This is a genomic window from Pseudomonas fontis (assembly GCF_028656955.1).
GTDB lineage: Bacteria > Pseudomonadota > Gammaproteobacteria > Pseudomonadales > Pseudomonadaceae > Aquipseudomonas > Aquipseudomonas fontis.
Map to the genome: position 1 here is coordinate 46,219 of NZ_JAMDGY010000056.1, position 20,078 is coordinate 66,296.

The 20,078-nt window shown below is 63.9% G+C and carries 16 protein-coding genes and 1 tRNA gene; 10 read left to right on the forward strand and 7 right to left on the reverse strand.

Annotated features, from left to right (window positions below; genetic code table 11):
* Positions 1-14 precede the first annotated feature (14 nt).
* Together M5G11_RS18025 and M5G11_RS18030 are read right to left on the reverse strand one after the other, a co-directional pair.
* Entirely contained in the window at positions 15-1,556 is a 1,542-nt protein-coding gene (locus tag M5G11_RS18025) for a class I adenylate-forming enzyme family protein (RefSeq protein WP_273912119.1), read from the reverse strand.
* A gap of 702 nt (positions 1,557-2,258) precedes the next feature.
* Positions 2,259-2,498 carry a hypothetical protein gene (locus M5G11_RS18030; RefSeq protein ID WP_273912118.1) on the reverse strand — a complete coding sequence of 80 codons (240 nt, stop codon included), beginning with the start codon at positions 2,496-2,498 and terminating at the stop codon, positions 2,259-2,261.
* Between the two features lie 49 nt (positions 2,499-2,547).
* Between M5G11_RS18030 and fdnG the strand changes: the two genes are divergently transcribed.
* From fdnG to M5G11_RS18065, 7 genes are all read left to right on the forward strand, one after another.
* Complete coding sequence (gene fdnG / locus M5G11_RS18035; RefSeq protein ID WP_273912117.1) at positions 2,548-5,613, forward strand: formate dehydrogenase-N subunit alpha; 3,066 nt, start codon at positions 2,548-2,550, stop codon at positions 5,611-5,613.
* Complete coding sequence (gene fdxH / locus M5G11_RS18040; protein ID WP_273912116.1) at positions 5,613-6,563, forward strand: formate dehydrogenase subunit beta; 951 nt, start codon at positions 5,613-5,615, stop codon at positions 6,561-6,563. Before fdnG ends, fdxH begins: the two co-directional genes overlap by 1 nt.
* The gene (locus tag M5G11_RS18045) at positions 6,560-7,213 is read left to right on the forward strand and encodes a formate dehydrogenase subunit gamma (protein ID WP_273912115.1); all 654 of its coding nucleotides are present in this window, start codon (positions 6,560-6,562) and stop codon (positions 7,211-7,213) included. The genes fdxH and M5G11_RS18045 overlap by 4 nt, the downstream gene beginning before the upstream one ends.
* Positions 7,210-8,106 carry a formate dehydrogenase accessory protein FdhE gene (gene fdhE / locus M5G11_RS18050; RefSeq protein WP_273912114.1) on the forward strand — a complete coding sequence of 299 codons (897 nt, stop codon included), beginning with the start codon at positions 7,210-7,212 and terminating at the stop codon, positions 8,104-8,106. The genes M5G11_RS18045 and fdhE overlap by 4 nt, the downstream gene beginning before the upstream one ends.
* A gap of 127 nt (positions 8,107-8,233) precedes the next feature.
* Positions 8,234-9,664 carry an L-seryl-tRNA(Sec) selenium transferase gene (gene selA, locus M5G11_RS18055; RefSeq protein WP_273912113.1) on the forward strand — a complete coding sequence of 477 codons (1,431 nt, stop codon included), beginning with the start codon at positions 8,234-8,236 and terminating at the stop codon, positions 9,662-9,664.
* Positions 9,661-11,583: a selenocysteine-specific translation elongation factor gene (gene selB, locus M5G11_RS18060; RefSeq protein ID WP_273912112.1), complete on the forward strand. Its 1,923-nt coding sequence runs from the start codon at positions 9,661-9,663 to the stop codon at positions 11,581-11,583. Before selA ends, selB begins: the two co-directional genes overlap by 4 nt.
* A 4-nt stretch (positions 11,584-11,587) precedes the next feature.
* Positions 11,588-11,683, forward strand: a tRNA-Sec gene (locus M5G11_RS18065).
* Between the two features lie 5 nt (positions 11,684-11,688).
* Here M5G11_RS18065 and M5G11_RS18070 read toward each other — a convergent pair.
* Together M5G11_RS18070 and M5G11_RS18075 are read right to left on the reverse strand one after the other, a co-directional pair.
* Complete coding sequence (locus tag M5G11_RS18070; RefSeq protein WP_273912111.1) at positions 11,689-12,681, reverse strand: asparaginase; 993 nt, start codon at positions 12,679-12,681, stop codon at positions 11,689-11,691.
* Between the two features lie 82 nt (positions 12,682-12,763).
* Complete coding sequence (locus tag M5G11_RS18075) at positions 12,764-14,206, reverse strand: alanine/glycine:cation symporter family protein (RefSeq protein ID WP_273912110.1); 1,443 nt, start codon at positions 14,204-14,206, stop codon at positions 12,764-12,766.
* Between the two features lie 176 nt (positions 14,207-14,382).
* On the opposite strand from M5G11_RS18075, the gene M5G11_RS18080 reads away from it, so the two are divergent.
* Positions 14,383-15,201 (forward strand): helix-turn-helix domain-containing protein, encoded by an 819-nt coding sequence (locus tag M5G11_RS18080; RefSeq protein WP_273912109.1) that lies wholly within the window; start codon positions 14,383-14,385, stop codon positions 15,199-15,201.
* A gap of 6 nt (positions 15,202-15,207) precedes the next feature.
* On the opposite strand, the gene M5G11_RS18085 is transcribed toward M5G11_RS18080, so the two are convergent.
* Genes M5G11_RS18085 through M5G11_RS18095 form a run of 3 tightly spaced genes read right to left on the reverse strand, consistent with a single transcriptional unit; the run spans position 15,208 to position 17,914 of the window.
* Positions 15,208-16,047 (reverse strand): alpha/beta hydrolase, encoded by an 840-nt coding sequence (locus M5G11_RS18085; protein ID WP_273912108.1) that lies wholly within the window; start codon positions 16,045-16,047, stop codon positions 15,208-15,210.
* Between the two features lie 9 nt (positions 16,048-16,056).
* Entirely contained in the window at positions 16,057-16,851 is a 795-nt protein-coding gene (locus tag M5G11_RS18090) for a TSUP family transporter (protein WP_273912107.1), read from the reverse strand.
* Positions 16,852-16,870: 19 nt separating this feature from the next.
* Positions 16,871-17,914: a Fe(II)-2OG oxygenase family protein gene (locus M5G11_RS18095; RefSeq protein WP_273912106.1), complete on the reverse strand. Its 1,044-nt coding sequence runs from the start codon at positions 17,912-17,914 to the stop codon at positions 16,871-16,873.
* A gap of 296 nt (positions 17,915-18,210) precedes the next feature.
* Between M5G11_RS18095 and M5G11_RS18100 the strand changes: the two genes are divergently transcribed.
* Both M5G11_RS18100 and M5G11_RS18105 read left to right on the forward strand, forming a co-directional pair.
* On the forward strand, positions 18,211-19,095 hold the full coding sequence (locus M5G11_RS18100) for a sugar nucleotide-binding protein (RefSeq protein ID WP_273912105.1): 885 nt from the start codon (positions 18,211-18,213) through the stop codon (positions 19,093-19,095).
* Positions 19,088-20,017, forward strand: coding sequence for an NAD-dependent epimerase/dehydratase family protein (locus M5G11_RS18105; RefSeq protein ID WP_273912104.1), 930 nt, complete (start codon positions 19,088-19,090; stop codon positions 20,015-20,017). Before M5G11_RS18100 ends, M5G11_RS18105 begins: the two co-directional genes overlap by 8 nt.
* Positions 20,018-20,078 lie beyond the last annotated feature (61 nt).

The following is a 20,078-nucleotide window of genomic DNA, read 5'->3' on the forward strand; positions in this document are numbered from 1 at the left end:
CAGAGCTCCTATGATCAGATCAGTCCGTTGGTGGTGAGCTTGCCCGAGTCGGTTTTTGGCAAGGCTTCGAGGAACACGCAGTGAGTTGGCACCATGTGCCAGTCCAGGAGGGATTTGCAGTAATCGAGTAAGACTTGTTCGCTGGTTTGGCTATGGTTGGCCTCAAGCACGATGCAGGCCTTGGGCACATGGCCTGCTAACTCGTCGGCGACCGGCACTACCAATACCTCGGCAACCGCCGGGTGTGAGGCCAGGCACTGCTCGATTTCCTGCGGGTTGACACTCCAGATGTTGCGCATGAACACGTTGTCTTTGCGGGCCACGTAGTAGAGGTAGCCTTGAGCGTCCCGCTTGAACAGATCGCCAGTGCGGTAAAGCCGTGAATGGCCGAAGGTGTCGTGGACGAAGGCATTGGCATTCGCTTCGGGCATGTTCCAGTACTCGAGCATCAGGTAGTCGCTGGTTACCAACAATTCGCCTATCTGCTCAGGCCGGTCGATGGTCAGGCCCAATTTGTCCACCAGATACACGCTGACGCCGGGTAGAGGCTTGCCTACTGATGTCGGTCGTTGGTCGATTTCTTCAGGGGGGAGGTAGCTGACGCGCTTGCACTCGGTGAGCCCGTAGTTGGAAAAAATCCGTACCTGGGGTAAGGCCCGGCGAACCTGTTGTAGATGGCGGATGTGTAGTGCCTGTCCGCTGCTAGAGATATAGCGCAGGCTGGGGATTCGCTTCTGCCACTGCGGGCCGGTATTGGCCAATAAGGAAAACACAGGGGGGAACACGTGCATGGCCGTTACTGCTTGGCGTTCGACCACTTCGAGTACATCCTCGGCGCTGCTGGCGGACCGGCTTTCGATCACGCTGGTGGCACCGACGAATAGCGGCATCAGCACGTTGTAGACGCCGTAGTCCGAGGCCAGCGTCGAGTAGCTGAGAATGCGGTCGTCGGGGTTGTTCTGCTGGTAGGCGGTAACCCGGCTGGAAACCTCCAACATGATCCGGCTATTAACCAACACTCCTTTGGGATTGAAGGTCGAACCTGAGGTATAGAAAATGGAGGTGGGCCGCTCGGGGTCCACTGCCGGTAACGATGTGGCTGATACCTTCTGATTTCGGTACATGGCCATGGCATCGGCCAAGTAGAGCACCTGGGGCGTGGGCGTGGGGTTAGGAACGGTAAGTAGGATCAGTACCAAGCCTGCTTCCTCAATTAGTTCCGGCAGGTCATCAGTGCAGTCAGTGATCAGCACCCGAGCTCCTGAATGCTTGAGCTGATGAATCAGCTTGGCACGGCTCAGGGTGTGATGGGTGGCCACGGTAATTGCCCCTGCTTGCAACAGGCCCAAGTAGGCAGTAATCAGCTCAATGGAAATAGCCGAGTACAGACCCACGCGCTCACTTGGGGCGACGCCTAAATTCGGCAATAGTGAAGCAATGTCATCCGCCTGCTGTTGCAGTTCGTGATAGAGAGTTACGACCCCATCCAGGACAATCGCCGGTTTGGATGGGTATTTATTGGCGTTGTCCGCGATGACCTGATGAAAAGTTTTCACAGTTTAATGTCCTCAAAAAAGCTTTATTTCGCGGAAATGTCTGTGTGTTGCAAGTGTGTCAGGCGCTAGGACTCTTGTTTAATGCAGTCGCCGGGCGGAGAGCTTGTTTTTGGTGAGAAGCGCAGAGCTTGAGTACTGCCAAGCACACCTCTAGTTACTAGCGTCGGGTAGTGATTTGGTTGGCCAGTGTGTTGATGGCGAAATTCCCTCAGCCAGGGATAGTTCTCGCGCTAAATGGGTCGGCTAGTAGATTGTGGTCAATGGAGGTCAGGTGTGACGTGGTACGCGAAATGAGCGTGTGGCGCAGAAAAGAGAGGCGCATAATAAAGTCCAATTTAATTATTGTTGTTTGGAGTGCTCATTCCCTTCGGCTGTCGTGAGCATCTAGCTGGTGATGTAGATACTTCATCGTGTGGGTTGAGCTGTCAACACGAAACTTGGCCGGTGATGAGGCATTTTTGTAACGTAAGTATTGATGTTTTTAAGCGGTGTGGCTTTTGATGCTAAATGATGTGGGAAAGGTCGGGTGGTTTAATGGTTTGATTAAACATGTTCTGTTTTAGTGTTTCGGGGTTTTCGGGGTTTTCGGGCTTATTAGCGGCTGGGCTGTTGGTCGGTTTAAATAATTGATGTGCTTCGAAGCATGGTCAATGTTCTTCGTTATTTAAAACTTCTAGTTCTTTGCCCAGCTTTTGGTCAAGCTCAGAAGCTACCTTGTCGAGGTGGTTTTTTGGGGTGATGGCGATACAAATTTTCTAAAGTGGCATCGCCCTCGACATCAATCCGCAGCGCTGGCTGCCGGTCATCAGCCGGGCAGAAGACTATGTCAGTGCCCACCGGCAACAACGCCGCCACCGACCATCCGCTTTCACCCTGCGCCACTGATTCTTGGCTAGAGTGATCATTGGCGGCCATCGTTTCGCCGCCACCGTGATCGTTCAAGAGACGCCGGCAATGACCCGCGCGTCCACCACCTGATCAGGAGTGCACGATGGATCTCAACCGTCGGCAGTTCTTCAAGGTCGCTGCTATCGGCCTTGGAGGCTCGAGCCTGGCGGCGCTGGGCATGGCGCCCACGCCCGCTTTCGCCGAGCAGGTGCGTCACTTCAAACTGACGCACACCCACGAAACCCGCAACACCTGCCCCTACTGCTCAGTCGGCTGCGGCCTGATCCTGTACAGCCAGGGCGATGCGGCGAAAAACGTGGCGCAGAACATCATCCACATCGAAGGCGACGCCGACCACCCGGTCAACCGCGGCACCCTGTGCCCCAAAGGCGCCGGCCTGCTCGACTTTATCCACAGCCCCAACCGCTTGCAGTACCCGCAGATCCGCAAACCCGGCAGCACCGAGTGGACGCGTATCGGCTGGGACGAAGCCATGGACCGCGTGGCCGAGCTGGTCAAGACCGACCGCGATGCCAACTTCATCGAGAAGAACGCCCAGGGCCAGACGGTCAACCGCTGGCTCACCACCGGGTTCCTCGCCGCCTCCGCCGCGTCGAGCGAAGCCGGCTACCTGACCCACAAGGTCATCCGCAGTCTGGGCATGCTGGGGTTCGATAACCAGGCACGTGTCTGACATGGCCCGACGGTGGCAAGTCTTGCCCCGACGTACGGCCGTGGTGCCATGACCAACCACTGGACAGATATCGCCAACGCGAATCTGGTCCTGGTGATGGGCGGCAACGCAGCAGAAGCGCACCCCTGCGGCTTCAAATGGGTGACCGAAGCCAAGGCCCACAACAAGGCCCGGCTCATCGTGGTCGACCCGCGCTTTACCCGGACCGCCTCGGTGGCGGACTACTACGCGCCAATTCGCACCGGCAGCGACATCGCCTTCATGGGCGGGCTGATCAATTACCTGCTGAGCACCGACCAGATCCAGCACGAGTACGTGCGCAACTACACCGACGTGTCGTTCATCGTCAAAGCCGGCTATGGCTTCGAGGATGGGCTGTTCAGTGGCTACGACGCGGCCAAGCGCACCTACAGCGACAAGTCCGGCTGGGGCTACGAGATGGGCGAGGACGGTTTCGCCAAGGTCGACCCGACTCTGCAGGATCCCCGTTGCGTCTACCAGCTGATGAAGACCCACTACAGCCGCTACACCCCGGAAATCGCCAGCATGACCTGCGGCATGCCGCAGGACAGCATGCAGAAGATCTGGGAAGAGATCGCCACCTGCTCGGCACCGGGCAAGACCATGACGATTCTCTATGCCCTGGGCTGGACCCAGCATTCGATTGGCGCGCAGATCATTCGCAGTGCGGCGATGGTGCAGCTGTTGCTGGGCAACGTCGGCATGCCGGGCGGCGGGGTAAATGCATTGCGTGGCCACTCCAACATCCAGGGCCTGACCGACCTTGGCCTGTTGTCCAACTCGCTGCCGGGCTACCTGACGTTGCCCGGCGACGCCGAGCAGGACTACAACGCCTATATCGCCAAGCGTGCGCTCAAGCCATTGCGCCCGGGGCAGCTGTCGTACTGGCAGAACTACGGCAAGTTCCACGTCAGCCTGATGAAGGCCTGGTACGGCGCCAACGCCACGGCTGAAAACAACTGGGGCTATGACTGGCTGCCCAAGCTGGATATCCCCGGCTATGACGTGCTGAAGATGTTCGACCAGATGGGCCAGGGCAAGGTCAACGGCTATATGTGCCAGGGCTTCAACCCGATTGCCGCGTTGCCGGACAAGAACCGGGTGACGGCCGCGTTGAGCAAGCTCAAGTGGCTGGTGGTGATGGACCCGCTGGCCACCGAGACCTCGGAGTTCTGGCGCAATGTCGGGCCGTACAACGACGTCACCAGTGCCAATATCCAGACCGAGGTGATCCGCCTGCCGACCACCTGTTTTGCCGAGGAAGACGGCTCGCTGGTCAACAGCAGCCGCTGGTTGCAATGGCACTGGAAGGGCGCCGACGGCCCCGGCGAAACCCGCACCGACGTGCGCATCATGAGCGAGCTGTACCGGCGCCTGCGTGATCGCTACAAGGCCGAAGGTGGTGCGTTTGCCGAGCCGTTGCTCAACCTCAGCTGGCCGTACAAGATCGCTGACGAACCATCGCCAGAAGAGCTTGCCAAGGAGCTCAACGGCGCAGCCGTCACCGATGTGACCGACGCCACGGGCGCAGTGCTCAAGGCTGGCCAGCAGTTGGCCGGCTTCGCCCAGCTCAAGGACGATGGCAGTACTGCGTCCGGCTGCTGGATCTTCTGCGGCAGTTGGACCGAGCAGGGCAACCAGATGGCCCGGCGCGACAACAGCGACCCGTACGGCATGAAGCAGAACCTGGGCTGGGCCTGGGCCTGGCCGTCGAACCGGCGGATCCTCTACAACCGCGCCTCGGCCGATACCCAGGGCCGGCCGTGGGACCCGGCCAAACGCCTGGTCTGGTGGAACGGCAAGGCCTGGGGCGGCACCGACACGCCGGACTACAAAGCCGACGTGCCGCCGGAAGCCGGGATGAACCCGTTCATCATGAACCCCGAAGGGGTGGCGCGGTTCTTCGCGGTCGACAAGATGGCCGAAGGGCCATTCCCCGAGCACTACGAACCCTTCGAGACGCCAATCGGCATCAACCCGCTGCACCCGAACAACAAGCAGGCCACCAGCAACCCGGCCGGGCGCATCTTCGATTCGGTGTGGGAAACCCTCGGCACCGCCAAGGACTACCCCTACGCGGCGACCAGCTACCGGCTCACCGAGCACTTCCACTTCTGGAGCAAGCATTGCCGGTTGAATGCGATTGCCCAGCCGGAGCAATTCGTCGAGATCGGTGAAGTGCTGGCCAAGGAGAAGGGCATCGCTGCCGGCGACCGGGTCCGGGTGTCGTGCAAACGCGGGTTCATCGAGGCGGTGGCGGTGGTCACCAAGCGGATCCGGCCGTTGCAGGTCAACAACCAGACCGTGCACCAGGTCGGTATTCCGCTGCACTGGGGGTTCACCGGCCTGACCCGGCACGGCTACCTCACCAACACCCTGGTGCCGTTCCTCGGTGACGGCAATACCCAGACCCCGGAATCGAAGTCGTTCCTGGTCAACGTGGAGAAAATCTGATGGCTAGCCAAGACATCATTGCCCGTTCGGCCACCACCACGCCGCCGCCGTCGATACGCCAGTTGGAGGAGGTGGCCAAGCTGATCGACACCACCAAGTGCATCGGCTGCAAGGCCTGCCAGGTGGCGTGCTCGGAATGGAACGAGTTGCGTGACGAGGTCGGCCACAACCATGGCACCTACGACAACCCGCAGGACCTCTCGGCCGAGAGCTGGACGCTCATGCGCTTTACCGAGCATGAGAACGAGGCCGGCAACCTGGAGTGGTTGATCCGCAAGGACGGCTGCATGCATTGCGCCGAGCCTGGCTGCCTGAAGGCCTGCCCGAGCCCGGGGGCGATCATCAAGCACGCCAACGGCATCGTCGACTTCAACCAGGACCACTGCATCGGCTGCGGCTATTGCATCACCGGCTGCCCGTTCAACATCCCGCGCATCTCGCAGAAGGACCACAAGGCCTACAAGTGCACCCTGTGTTCCGATCGCGTGGCCGTAGGGCTGGAGCCGGCCTGCGTGAAGACCTGCCCGACCGGGGCGATCGTCTTCGGCAGCAAGGAAGACATGAAGACCCATGCCGCCGAACGCATCGTCGACCTCAAGTCGCGTGGCTTCGACCAGGCCGGCCTGTATGACCCGGATGGCGTCGGCGGCACCCACGTGATGTATGTGCTGCACCACGCCGACCAGCCGAGCCTGTACGCCGGCCTGCCGAACCAGCCGGTGATCAGCCCGCTGGTGGGCCTGTGGAAAGGCGTGACCAAGCCGTTGGCGCTGTTGGCCATGGGCGCGGCGGTGCTGGCCGGGTTCTTCCACTATGTGCGGGTGGGGCCGAACCGGGTGGAGGAAGATGAACACCCTTCGGCGCCGGACACCAGCGTGCATCAGGTGGATCCGGCCGTGCATGTCTATGACCCGGGCAAGCCCGGCACACCCGGGGAGGAGCGGCCATGAAAGACAAACCGATCCTGCGTTACACCGCCAACGAGCGAACCAACCACTGGATCGTCGCGATCCTGTTCTTCATGGCCGGGCTGTCGGGGCTGGCGCTGTTTCACCCGGCGCTGTTCTGGCTCAGCCACTTGTTCGGCGGCGGGCCGTGGACGCGGATCCTGCACCCGTTCATGGGCGTGGCGATGTTCGTGTTCTTCCTGGGCCTGGTGATCCGTTTCTGGCGCTACAACTTCCTCACGGCCAATGATCGCCAATGGCTGCGGGGTATCGACAAGGTCCTGCGCAACGAGGAGGAAGGGCTGCCGCCAGTGGGTAAATACAATGCCGGGCAGAAGCTGCTGTTCTGGACCCTGCTGGTCTGCATGCTGGTGTTGCTGGTGAGTGGCGTGGTGATCTGGCGGGCGTACTTCAGCCACTGGTTCGGGATCGAGTCGATTCGCCTGGGGGCGCTGGCGCATGCGGTCGCCGGCTTCGTGCTGGTGATGAGCATCATCGTGCACATCTATGCCGGGATCTGGATCAAGGGCTCGGTCGGCGCCATGCTGCATGGCTGGGTAAGCCGTGCCTGGGCGCGCAAGCACCATGCGCTATGGTATCGGCAGGTGACCCGTGAAGAACCCACCGACAGCCAGAAAGGAATCAAGCCTTGAGTACACTACTTGAGCCCGGTGAAATCGAGGCGGCGGCCAGTTCGCCGCCGTTTCTCTACTTGCCGCCGAGCAACCTGTTCACCTTGCGGGCCGAGCGTCTGCAAATGCTGGCCGAAGGCAATGGGCTAGGCGACTACCTGCGCTTTGCCGCCGCGCTGTGCCGGGTGCAGCAGGATCTGTTTGATCATCCGCCACTGACGCTGGCGCGCGTTGCCGGGCCGGCACCGTTGGCGGCCGAGAGCCTGGTGCGTGATGACGCCTGGCAGTCCTGGCTGGATGCGCTGTTGCGAGGTTTTCAGGCGCAGACCTCCGAGCAGCAGGCCGCCATGGACACCTTGTCCAGCGCCAACGCGGGGCAGCGCAAGGTCTGGGCGCTGGAGCTGCTCAGTGGGCAATATGGGCTGGTCCCGGCGGCGCTGGTTCCGTTCCTTGGCGCCGCGTTGCAGGCGGCGTGGAGCCACGCCTTGCTGGCGCTGGGGGAGGCGGACGTGAAGCCCGCGCACACCTTGGCGCAGTGCCCGGCGTGCGGGTCGCCGGCGATGGCCGGGGTGATCCGCCACCGGGGGCGGCACAACGGCTTGCGCTATCTGCTGTGTTCGTTGTGCGCCTGCGAATGGCATGTGGTGCGGGTCAAGTGCGTGTACTGCGAGCAGAGCAAGGGCTTGCTGTATTACAGCTTCGAGGATGACCGCCATGCCAGCGGCAAGGCGCCGTTGCAGGCCGAGTGTTGCCCGGGGTGCAGCAGCTACCTGAAACAGGTGTACCTGGAGAATGACGCCAGTGCCGAAGGGCTGTCGGCGGACTTGGCGAGCCTGGCGCTGGATATGCGCCTGGACGGGGAAGGTTACCAGCGCTTGGCGCCGAATCTGTTGCTGGCGCCGGGAGGGGAGTGACAGGAGGGTCTACACTCAGCACTCCAATCACGCCTTCGCCGGAGTTGTCGCTGAACCTGTGGGAGCCGGCTCCCACAGGGGTACGGCGGGCTCGGGCGCCAATGGATCTGTCGAGGGTAGCCCCTGCATGCCGTCCAGCCCTGCCTCCAGCGTCAGCCATCTACCCTCCATCGATGCCTTGTTACGCAGCCCCGCCTGCCAGCCGCTGATCACTCGCTATGGTCGCGATGCCACCCTGGCGACCTTGCGCCAACTCCTCGACGACCTGCGTGAACCGGCCAGGTTCGGCCAGTTGGCCAGCGCCGAGCTCGCCACCGAGGTGCTCGCCGGGCGCACAGGCGAGCGCCTGGCCAACCAGCACCGCAGCCAGGTTCGGCGGGTGTTCAACCTCACCGGCACCGTGCTGCACACCAACCTTGGCCGAGCACTGCTGCCCGAGGAAGCCATCGAGGCGGTGCAGATGGCTGCGCGCTACCCGCTCAACCTTGAATTCGACCTGCACAGCGGCAAGCGCGGCGATCGCGACGACCTGATCGAAGGCCTGATCCGCGAGCTGACCGGCGCCGAGGCCGTCACCGTGGTCAACAACAACGCTGCCGCCGTATTGCTGGCGCTCAACAGCCTGGGCGCACGCAAGGAGGGCATCATTTCCCGCGGTGAGCTGATCGAGATCGGCGGGGCGTTTCGCATCCCCGACATCATGGCCCGCGCCGGGGTGAAGCTGCACGAGATCGGCACCACCAACCGCACCCACGCTCGCGACTACGAAGCCGCCATCAACCCACGCAGCGGCCTGTTGATGCGCGTGCATTGCAGCAACTACAGCATCCAGGGCTTCACCACCCAGGTGCCCACCGCCGAGCTGGCGCGCATCGCCCACCAGCACCAGTTGCCGTTGCTCGAAGACCTGGGCAGCGGCAGCCTGCTCGACCTGACCCGCTGGGGCCTGCCGGCTGAGCCGACGGTACGCCAGGCACTGGCCGATGGCGCCGACATCGTCACCTTCAGCGGCGACAAGTTGCTCGGCGGGCCGCAGGCCGGGGTAATCGTCGGGCGCAAGGAACTGATCGCCAAAATCAAGAAGAACCCGCTCAAGCGCGCCCTGCGCGTCGACAAGCTGACCCTCGCCGCGCTCGAGGCAGTGCTGGGCCTGTACCGCGACCCGGACCGCCTCGCCGAGCGCCTGCCCAGCTTGCGCCTGCTGACCCGGCCGCAAGCCGACATCCATGCCCAGGCCGAGCGCCTGGCGCCGTCACTGGCACAGGTGCTCGGCAGCGCCTGGCAGGTGGCAGCGGTGCCAGCATTGGGCATGATCGGCAGCGGCAGCCAACCGGTAGCACGCCTGCCCAGTGCGGCGCTGTGTGTGCGCCCACTGGTGTCGAAACGACTGCGCGGGCGCAGCCTGCTGGCGCTGGAGGCGGCCTTGCGACGCTTGCCGGTGCCGGTGCTCGGTCGCATTGACGACGACGCGCTGTGGCTGGATTTGCGCCAGCTGGACGATGAAGCCGGATGGCTGGCGCAACTGGGGCAATTGCAAGTGGAGCACCCCGCGCCGTGATCGTGGGGACGGCAGGCCATATCGACCATGGCAAGACCGCGTTGCTCGAAGCACTGACCGGGCAGGCCGGCGACCAACGCCCCGAAGAGCGCGCGCGGGACATGACCATCGACCTCGGTTATCGCTACGCCGCCCTGCAACCGGGTGCGCCGCTGACCGGGTTTATCGACGTGCCGGGCCATGAGCGATTTATCCGCAACATGCTGGCCGGGGCACAGGGTATCGACCTGGTTTTGCTGGTGGTGGCTGCCGACGATGGGGTGATGCCGCAAACCCGTGAGCACCTGGCGATTGTCGAGTTGCTCGGGATCCCACAGGCGCTGGTGGCGATCAGCAAATGCGACCGCGTCGAGCCGGCAAGAGTCAGCGAAGTACAGGCGCAGGTCACCGAGTTGCTGGCGCGAGGGCCTTTTGCTGGCGCCGCGCAGTTCCCCCTGTCGAACGTCACCGGCGAAGGCGTCGATGCCCTGCGTCAGGCGTTGTTGCAGGCGCAGGAAACCCTGGCCCAACGCGCCGTCTCGGGTGGCTTTCGACTGGCCATCGACCGCGCGTTCAGCGTTGCCGGGGCCGGCATCGTGGTGACTGGCACCGCCCTGGCCGGGCGGGTGCGCCAGGGCGACAGCTTGCTGCTCGGGCACGCCGGCAAACCGGTGCGGGTACGCGGCCTGCATGCGCAGAACATCACCGCCAGCGAAGCGTGCGCCGGGCAACGGGTGGCCCTGAACATCAGCGCCGAACGGCTGGCCGTCGAGCAGATCCATCGGGGCGATTGGCTGGTCGCCGAGTGGCTGTTTGCGCCAACCCAGCGGGTGGACATGCTCTGGCACCTGCTGCCTGGCGAGACGCGGACGTTCGAACATTTCAGCCCGGTGCACGTGCACCTGGGCACTCAGGATGTCACGGCGCGGCTGGCATTGCTCGAGGGTGAGCGGCTGGCGCCGGGGCAGCAGATGTTCGCGCAGTTGTTGCTCAATGCCCCCCTGCAAGCAGTGCACGGTGACCGCCTGGTAGTGCGTGACCATAGCGCCCAGCGCACGCTGGGTGGCGGCACGGTGCTCGACCCGTTTGCCCCGGCCCGGCAACGGCGCGAACCGGCCCGGCTGGCGCAATTGCAGGCGCTGGCAGACAGCGACAGCCTGGAGGCGGCGTTGCCGGCATTGATCGCCAACAGCCCGGCCGGGCTTGTACCGCAGCGCCTGGAGCGTCAGTTCAACCGCCTGCGTGACAGCTGGCAGCTGGCGCAGGACGTGATCGTCATCGCCACGCGCCAGGGGCCGCTGCTGTTCGCCACGGGGCAATGGCAGGCGCTGAAAGCGCAATTGCTGGAAACCCTTGGACGCTTCCATGAGCTGGAGCCGGACCAACTCGGCCCGGACCGTGATCGCCTGCGCCGCTTTGCGGCGATGCCGGTGGAGCGCCCGGCGTTCATCAGCCTGATCGAGGAATTGCTCGGCAGCGGCCAGTTGGCCAGCAGCGGGCAGTGGCTGCACCTGCCGGGGCATCAGGCACGCCTGACGGCGGCGGACGACGCCCTGTGGCAGCAGGTGCAGCCGCTGTTGCTGCAAGCCGGCTTCGATCCGCCGTGGGTGCGCGACCTGGCCCGGCTCACGCACACCGAGGAAGCCGCCATGCGCCTGCTGCTGCGCAAGATGGCGCGCCTGGCGCAGGTGCACCAGGTGGTTCGCGATCTGTTCTACGCCGACGCCACGCTCGGGCAAATGGCGTCTATGCTGGTGCGCATGGCGGGCGATGAAGGGGTGATCCAGGCTGCGGCCTTTCGCGATGCATTGGGCATCGGGCGCAAACGCAGTATCCAGATCCTTGAGTACTTCGACCGTATCGGCCTGACCCGACGCCTGGGCGAGCAGCGTCGCCTACGCCGTGACAGTGCCCTGGCCCAGGCCGGCGCGCACGACTGAACATGGAAGGCAATCGCGCCCGGTGGCGCGGCCGGGCTTCAAACCCGGTTGGGGGCGGCAGCCGTTCCCGGGCAGGTTCGACTCCCGCTGCCTTCCGCCACTTTCCTAGGCTACGCGTTCCCCGCACAGGTCCAGGGCGAACCAGTGCTGCGCGGTTGCCAGGTCCAGGCCGGCACCCAGCAGCGCGAACAGTTTGCCCAGCGCCGCTTCACGGGTCATGCCACCTGCCGAGACCAGCCCGCTGTCGCGCAAGCGACTGCCCGCCGCGTAGGTGTCGAACATCACGCTGCCTTCCGGGCACTGGCTGATCGCGACGATCAGCACGCCTTGCTGGCGCGCATCAGCGAAGGCATCCAGCAGCGCCTGGTCATCGGACGGGCCGGTGCCGCTGCCGTAGCATTCCAGCAGCAAGCCCTTTACGCCGCTGTCGACCAGCGCCTTGACGTGGGCCGCCTGCAAGCCGGGGAAGATCGGCAGTACCGCGAGGTTTACCGGAATGCGCGGCTGGCAGTAGGTCAGGACGGCCGGAATGTGCCCGGCCTTCTCACCCTCACGCTGGCGCGGCAGCGCGGCAAAAGCCTCGAAGGCCTCGCTGCGCAACTTGCTGGCGCGGGCGCCGTGCAGCAACTGGCCGGCGAAGTACAACTGCACGCCGTTTTCTACGCCCTGCTCAAAGAGCTTCAGTGCCCCGCACAGGTTGCCCCAGGCATCGCTGTCCGGCGCCCCGGCGGGCAGCATCGACCCGGTCAGCACCACCGGCACATCCAGCCCCAGCAGCAGGAACGACAAGGCCGCTGCGCTGTAGGCCAGGGTGTCGGTGCCGTGCAGCAGCAGGATGGCGTCGTGCCCGTCCTGCTTCACCGCTTCGACGATGGCGTCGCACATCGCCAGCCAGTTGGCTTGCTGCATGTTCGCGCTGTCGAGCAGCGGCGACAGTTCCCGCAGGGTCCAGGCGATGCGCGGGCTGTCGGGGTGTGCGTCAAGGTAGCTGCGCATGCGCGCCTCGAAGCCAGCGGCGGGCGCCAGGCCCTGGGGGGTTTCGAGCATGCCGATGGTGCCCCCGGTGTAGAGGACGAGGAGGTTCTTGACTGCGCACATGGTGGGCCTTCCGGGCGGATGAAATGCAAGGGCGGGGGAATGCAAAGCCGCCCGCGAACGGGGCGGCTTTTCAGGGGGCGACTCAGCGTTGCGCTTGAGGCTCACCGACAACGACGGTGTTGCTGGCTTCGGCGCGTGGCGTGGTTGGCCAGGCGTTGAGGTCCAGGTCCAGGTCGCTGAACTTCGAGGCGTCGAACACCGGCTGCTTGACGCCGGCCTTGCGCTGCTCGTCGTAGTCGCGCATCACCCGCAGGCCGATCTTGAACAGCAGGGCCAGGGCGATCAGGTTGACGAACGCCAGGCAGGTCATGGTGATGTCGGCGAAGGCGAACACGGTGGACAGGTTCTGTACCGAACCCCACACCACCAGCGCCAGCACCAGGCCACGATAGATCATCAGCACCACACGGTTGCGGGTGAGGAACTGCAGGCTGGTTTCGCCCAGGTAGTAGTTGTAGAGGATGCAAGTGAAGACGAACAGCGACAGTGCGACGCTGACGAACAGGCGGCCCCAGTCACCGACCACGGCAGCCAGCGAGTTCTGCGTCAGCACGATGCCGTCGCCTTCGAAGCCCGGAGTGTAGAAGCCCGACAGCAGGATCAGCAGCGCGGTGCAGGTGCAGATCACGAAGGTGTCGAGGAACACGCTGAACGCCTGGACCACACCTTGCGCGCCAGGGTGACGCACGGCGGCCACGGCGGCGACGTTGGGCGCACTGCCAAGGCCGGCTTCGTTGGCGAACACGCCACGCTTCACGCCCATGACGATGGCGCTGCCGAGCAGGCCGCCGAATGCCGGGTCAAGGCCGAAGGCGCTCTTGAAGATGGTTTCCAGCATCGCCGGGACGTGCTCGATCTGGCTGCCGATCACGTACAGGGTGACGCCGATGTAGGCCAGGGTCTTGACCGGCACCAGCAGGTCGGAGACCGCCGCGATGCGCTTGATGCCACCAAGGAAGACGATGGCCAGCAACACGGCCAGGGCGATGCCGGTGTGCTCGGGGGCAAAACCGAAGGCGTTTTGCAGCGAGTGGGTCACGGTGTACGACTGCAGGCCGTTGAAGGCGAAGCCATAGGTCACCAGCAGCAGGATGGAGAACACCACGGCCATGCTCTTGATCTTCAGGCCATGCTGGATGTAGTACGCCGGGCCGCCGCGGTACAGGCCATCGCCGTCGGCGCGCTTGTAGACCTGGGCCAGGGTGCACTCGAAGAAGCTGCTGGACATGCCGACCAGTGCGGTCACCCACATCCAGAACACCGCGCCCGGGCCACCCAGGGTCACCGCAATGCCGACACCGGCAATGTTGCCGGCGCCCACGCGACCGGCCAGGCTGAGCATCAGCGCCTGGAACGAACTCAACTGGCCTGCCTGGCCATGCAGCGATTCCTTGAACACACTGAACATGTGGCGGAAGTGACGGAACTGGACGAAACGGGAGCGGATGGTGAAATAGCTGCCCAGTCCGACGATAAGCACGATGAGGAGTTTCCCCGAAAGGAAATCATTGAGCGCTTCGAGCATGGTGGAGACCTCGATTCTTATTCTTTGCATGAAAGACGTAGGGACGGCGTCGATGCGCCGTGTCCGTGGGGCGCATGGTTGGCTATGACAAACATCGTTACAATTTCGCGGGTTGCTCTGAATTGATGCGACTTGATGCTAAACTGGCGCCTTTCGCATCAGCCGGTACTGCCTCAATGAGTGAATCCCTGGGCCTCAACCTCAAATTGGCGTGCAGCCACTACCGCTCTATCTCGGAGGTTTGCCGGCAGCTGTCGATCAATCGGGGGCAGTTCAACAAGTACCTGAGCGGGCAGAGCCGTCCGACGGCTTACAACCTCAAGCGCATCGGTGATTTCTTCGGTGTGGAGGATTACGAGCTGGGTTTGCCGCCAGAACAGTTCGCCCGGCTGATCGGCGCGCGCAGTACCGCGCTGTCGCCGCAAGGGCAGGGCGACCCGCTGGTGGACCTGCTGCGGCCGCTGCGCGAACACGCCGGCAACCTGTCGCGCTACTGCGGCTACTACTTCGAATATTCCAACTGCATGTCGGTGCCGGGGACCATCCTGATTTCCCTGGTGCACCTGCGCGAAGAGCGCGGCACTTACCTGTTCGAGCGCCAGGAGCGGCAGGAGCGCTTGAGCAGCACCGATGTGCAGGGCGAGGACTGGGTGCGTTGTCGCTACCTGGGGGCGGCGTTCCAGTTGCAGGATCGGTTGTTCCTGATGGACTACGAGTCGCTGACGGTGAACGAGATGAGCCAGACCATTCTCATCCCCAGCTTCAAGAGCCGCATCACCCGCCTCAACGGCCTGAAGACCGGCGTGTCCAGTGGCGACCGGCGGACCCCGGCCTGCACCCGCGTGGTCTGGGAATACCTCGGCGCGGAGATCAACCGGATCAATGCCTACCGCCAGGTGAAGCTGTATCAGCCCGATGACCCGCGCATCGATGACGATGTGCGCGAGCGCCTGAACGTCGGGCCGATCAGCAACGGCTTGTTCGAGATCGAGTGAGCAGCGTCAGCCGAGGATGAATTCCGCCACGGTCTGCGCGACCTGATCGGCCACCTCCGGCGTGCCGCGCAAATGCGCGGCGATGCCGTGATCGCAGTCTGCGAGCAGCAGGCATTCCAGGTCGGGCGGCGGCACCGCGCGCAACAAGCCACGGGTGACTTCTTCAGGGATCGGGCTGTAGCGCTGCGCGCCGGCCAACCAGAGGGTGCCCGCCGAGGTGCCGGCGCCCTGGCCGAAGGTTTGCGAATTGAGCCCGTCGTATTCGCCCATCACCAGCAACACGCGGCCCTTGAACTGGTTCAGGAAGGCATAGCTGTCGCAGGCGAGAAACTCGTAGGGTTTGCTGATCGCCGCCTTGAACGCCGGGCCAAAAGGCGCGTTGTGCGCGGCATCGGGGTACACGGCCGGGCAGATCAGGATCAGCTTGTCCACAGCCGGCATCTGCGCCGCCAGCTTCAGCGCGATGGCCGCGCCCAGGCTGTGGCCGACCAACGTGGTGCACTGTGGGGCGATGTGCCGATGAAAGCGCAACGCCTCGTGCAGGTTGGTCGACAACGACGGTGCAACGGCCCCCGGCTCGCTGGCCAGGCTGTGCCCGGAGAGGTTGCCGGTCAGTGAGCCGATGCCCTGTTGTTGCAGGCGGTAGAGCAGCGGGTTGAGCCGGGTGAAGTCCGAGCGTGCGCCACCCACCACGAACAGCGGCGGCGCCTGCTCGGCATCGGCTACCAGCAGCCGTGCCTGCTGCTGGTAGCCGTCGAAGGCCTCGGTGATGAAACGCTCCGCACCGGGAGCAGGTTCGTCGTATTGCCAGGTGGAGCGTTGCGTCGTGGTCGCTTCAGGGAGCATGGACACCGCCTAGAGGAACTGATGATGCAGCCATTCGCCGAGTGGGTTGCCTGCGCTGAGCAACAGCTTGAGGGCCATGATGCAGCACACGCAGACCAGCAGCGGCTTGATCAGTTTAGGACCGAAATGCACGGCGCAGCGTGCCCCCAGTTGCGCGCCGATGAACGCCGCGCAGGCCATCGCCAGGGCCAGTGGCCAGACAATCGCCCCACTCATTGAAAATACCGACAGTGCGCCAAGGTTGCACGCGGCGTTCAGCAGTTTGGCGTTGCACACGGCGCGCAGCATGGTCTGGCCGAGCAGGATCACGCAGGCGAGCATGAAGAACGAGCCCACGCCGGGGCCGAATATGCCGTCGTAGAAGCCGATCAGTGGGGCCACTGCCAGGCAGAACAGGCTGATCGAGATCTTGGCCTTGCGCGCATGTTCGTCCGGCTTGGGGCTGAAGGCGAAATAGGCCGCCACCAGGATCAGCAGGACCGGCACGCAGGCCTGCAAAAACTCCTTGGGCACCAGGCTGACCGACAGCGCCCCGAGGGCGCCCCCGGCAAACGACATGGCGGCCATGGGCAGGCCATTCTTCCAGTCGATCATGCCCTTGCGGGCAAAGGCATAGGTGGCGGACACCGTGGCCGAGGCGGCCTGGAACTTGTTGGTGGCGATGGCCGCCAGCGGGTCGATGCCGGCGACGAACAGCACCGGCAAGGTGATCAGGCCGCCGCCGCCGGCAATCGCGTCGAAGAAGCCGGCCATCAGCGCCACCGACGCCAGGGTCAGCAGCAGGGTGAGATCAATTTCCATCATCTAGGGGGTTTCCTTGGGGCTAGCCGCGTACCAGCAGCGGGTCTTCGGTGATCACCACCGGTTGGGCGAAGCGCGAATAGCCGAACAGGCGCACCAGCAGGCGGCGGTTGTCCTGGAGAATGTCGCGTCCGTGCAGCGCCCGGCAGTTGTTGACCAGTAGCGCGGTGTCGGGCTGCAGCACGAATGGCAGCGGCTCGGCCGCGCCGACCAGCGCCTGGAAGGCGTCGAAGGCGTTGGCGGCGGTGTTGCTGGCCAGGTCGTTGAGCGAAAAACGGTAGGAGTTGTAGCGCAGGCTGAAGCCGCCGTTGGGGTCGAACTGCAGCATCGAGGTGGCTTTGCCGGCCTCGCCTTGCCCGGCGACAAAGCAGTCGCTGCGGGTAAAGTCGAAGGAATCGGAGGTCAGCGCCAGGGCATGCAGGCTGCCGAGCTGCTCGATGATGCCGCGCAGCGGGATGATCCGCGTCGGTTCGTTTGCCGGGTTCCAGCGCGCCGAGAGGATCAGCGCGGACGGTGCAGGGGACTGCCCGGCGCTGGCGATGACCGAGCAGTTGTACGGCGCTTCGGTGTGCGGGCCCAGGCGCAGGCCGGCGTGGGAGCTGAGCTCGACATGCGCGCTGCGGTCTTCATCGGCGCGGGCGACGCTGCCGCCGCCCTTGAAGTTGCCGACCAGGCGGGTCTGCTTGCCTTCGTTGTCGATATCGAAGGCAAACGCGCGGTAGCGCACCAGCTCCAGCAGCAATTGGTTGCGCGACGCCAGGTACAGGCAACGGTTGCTGCGCTCCAGCGTGGGCAGGTCGGGTAGTTGCTCGGGGATCGGGTCGCTGCCGGGGCACGGCATGTGCGAGCACATCAACGCCGACAATTGGCCATCGGCAAAGCGCTGCAGCGCGGCCAACTGGTGAGTTTCGAGGGTTTTTTCGATTCGCGAGGCCCAGAACCTGGCCTTGATGGCCACACCGGGTGCTTGCGGGCCGCCGAGGTCGGCGAGGTCCTGACTGGCGGCGGCGAGCGCTCGGGCCTGGTCTTGGTCGAAACTCAGGTACGCGACTTCCGATTCCTGCATGGGGAACATTCCTTGTTATTGATTTTACTTGGCAATCCCTGCCGGCCGGTTATCAGACGGAATGTCTGGCAGCCGGTAAGCGAATGAGCTAACTATTCAACGCGGTAAATCCATTCGCGGCTGTCAGCTCATTCCCGGCGCATTATAGGCAGTTTCCTAATTCGCGAAAGTGGCAAGCAAATGGCTTGATATCGGCGCAGAAGTAGCGCCTTGCCGGGCCTGTGTTGGACTTCCCCTGCCGGAAACCGCAAAATGAATCCTTTCCTTCAATCGATCTGACCGGACCTGTTGACTCTATGCGAATGCGCCTGATGCTGTTGGGTGGTGGAAATGCCCTCGGGCAAGCGCTGATTCGCCTTGGGGCCGAGGAAGACATCGGCTTTCTGGCCCCGCGACCACCGGACCAGGGCTGGGATGCGGCGAGCCTGACCCAGCTGCTTGACGATACCCGCCCCGATGCCCTGATCAACCTGGCGTACTACTTCGACTGGTTCCAGGCCGAGGCGGTCAGCGAACAGCGCCTGGCCGTGCAGGAGCGCTCGGTCGAGCGTCTTGCCGAGCTGTGCCAGCACCACAATATTGTCCTGCTGCAGCCTTCCAGCTACCGGGTGTTCGATGGCTCGCGGGCCACGGCCTATAGCGAGAAGGACGAGCCGGTGCCGCTGGGTTCGCGCGGCCAGGCCTTGTGGCGGATGGAGCAGAGCGTACGCGCGACGTGCCCGCAACATGTGCTGCTGCGCTTTGGCTGGGTGCTCGACGAGAGCATCGACGGCATCCTCGGGCGCTACCTGACCCGTGCCGAAAAGCCCCAGGAACTGCTGCTGGCCGATGACCGACGGGGCAACCCGACGCCGGTGGACGACGCTGCACGGGTGATCCTCTCGGTGCTCAAGCAGCTCGATTGCGCTGCGCCGCTGTGGGGCACCTACCATTACGCCGGCAACGAGGCGACCACGCCGCTGGCGCTGGGGCAGGCTATCCTCACCGAGGCGGCGCAGTTGCACCCGCTGGCGGTCGAGGCGCCAACCCCGCAGGCCCACGCAGCCCGCTCGGATGCGGCAGAAGAGCCGCAGCATGCGGTGCTGGCCTGCAAGAAAATCCTGCACACCTTCGGCATCAAGCCGCGCGCCTGGCGTGCCGGCCTGCCGACCTTACTGGAACGATTCTACCGTCATGGCTGATGCTCCCATTCTGATCACCGGTGGCGCTGGCTTCATCGGTTCCCATCTCAGCGATGCGCTGCTGGAAAAGGGCTACGCGGTACGGGTACTGGACGACCTGTCCACCGGCAAACGCAGCAACCTGCAAATTGATCATCCGCACCTGCAATTGCTCGAAGGCGATGTCGCCGACGCGGCACTGGTGGCCCGTGCGGCGGAAGGTTGCCAGGCCGTGGTGCACCTTGCGGCAGTGGCCTCGGTGCAGGCCTCGGTCGACGACCCGGTGAAAACCCACCAGAGCAACTTCATCGGCACCCTGAACGTCTGCGAGGCGATGCGCCTCAATGGCATCAAGCGGGTGGTGTTTGCCTCCAGCGCGGCGGTTTACGGCAACAATGGCGAAGGCGAGTCGATTACTGAAGACACCCTCAAGGCGCCGTTGACGCCTTACGCTGTGGATAAGTTGGCGGGTGAGCAATACCTGGATTTCTACCGTCGCCAGCATGGGCTGGAGCCGGTGGTGTTCCGCTTCTTCAACATCTTCGGGCCGCGCCAGGACCCCTCGTCGCCGTACTCCGGGGTGATCAGCATCTTTGGTGAGCGAGCGTTGGCCGGGCAGCCGATCAAGGTGTTTGGCGATGGCGAGCAGACCCGCGATTTTCTCTATGTCGGGGACCTGGTCACGGTGATGGTGCAGGCGCTGGAAAAAACCCAGGTTGAAGAGGGCGCGGTGAATATCGGCCTGAACCAGGCGACCTCGCTGAACCAGTTGCTGGAGGCATTGCGTGGGGTGGTGGGCAGCCTGCCCGAGGTGAGCTACGGGCCGGCGCGTTCGGGCGATATTCGCCATTCGCGGGCGAATAACGCACGGTTGCTGGCGCGCTTTGACTTCCCTGAGCCGACGCCGTTGACGCAAGGTCTGGCGCGACTGCTGGGGCGCTAGTTGCTCCTGATTTTGTAGCCGCTGCCGACAGGCTGCGCTGGAGCCCGCAAGGGCTTCCAAA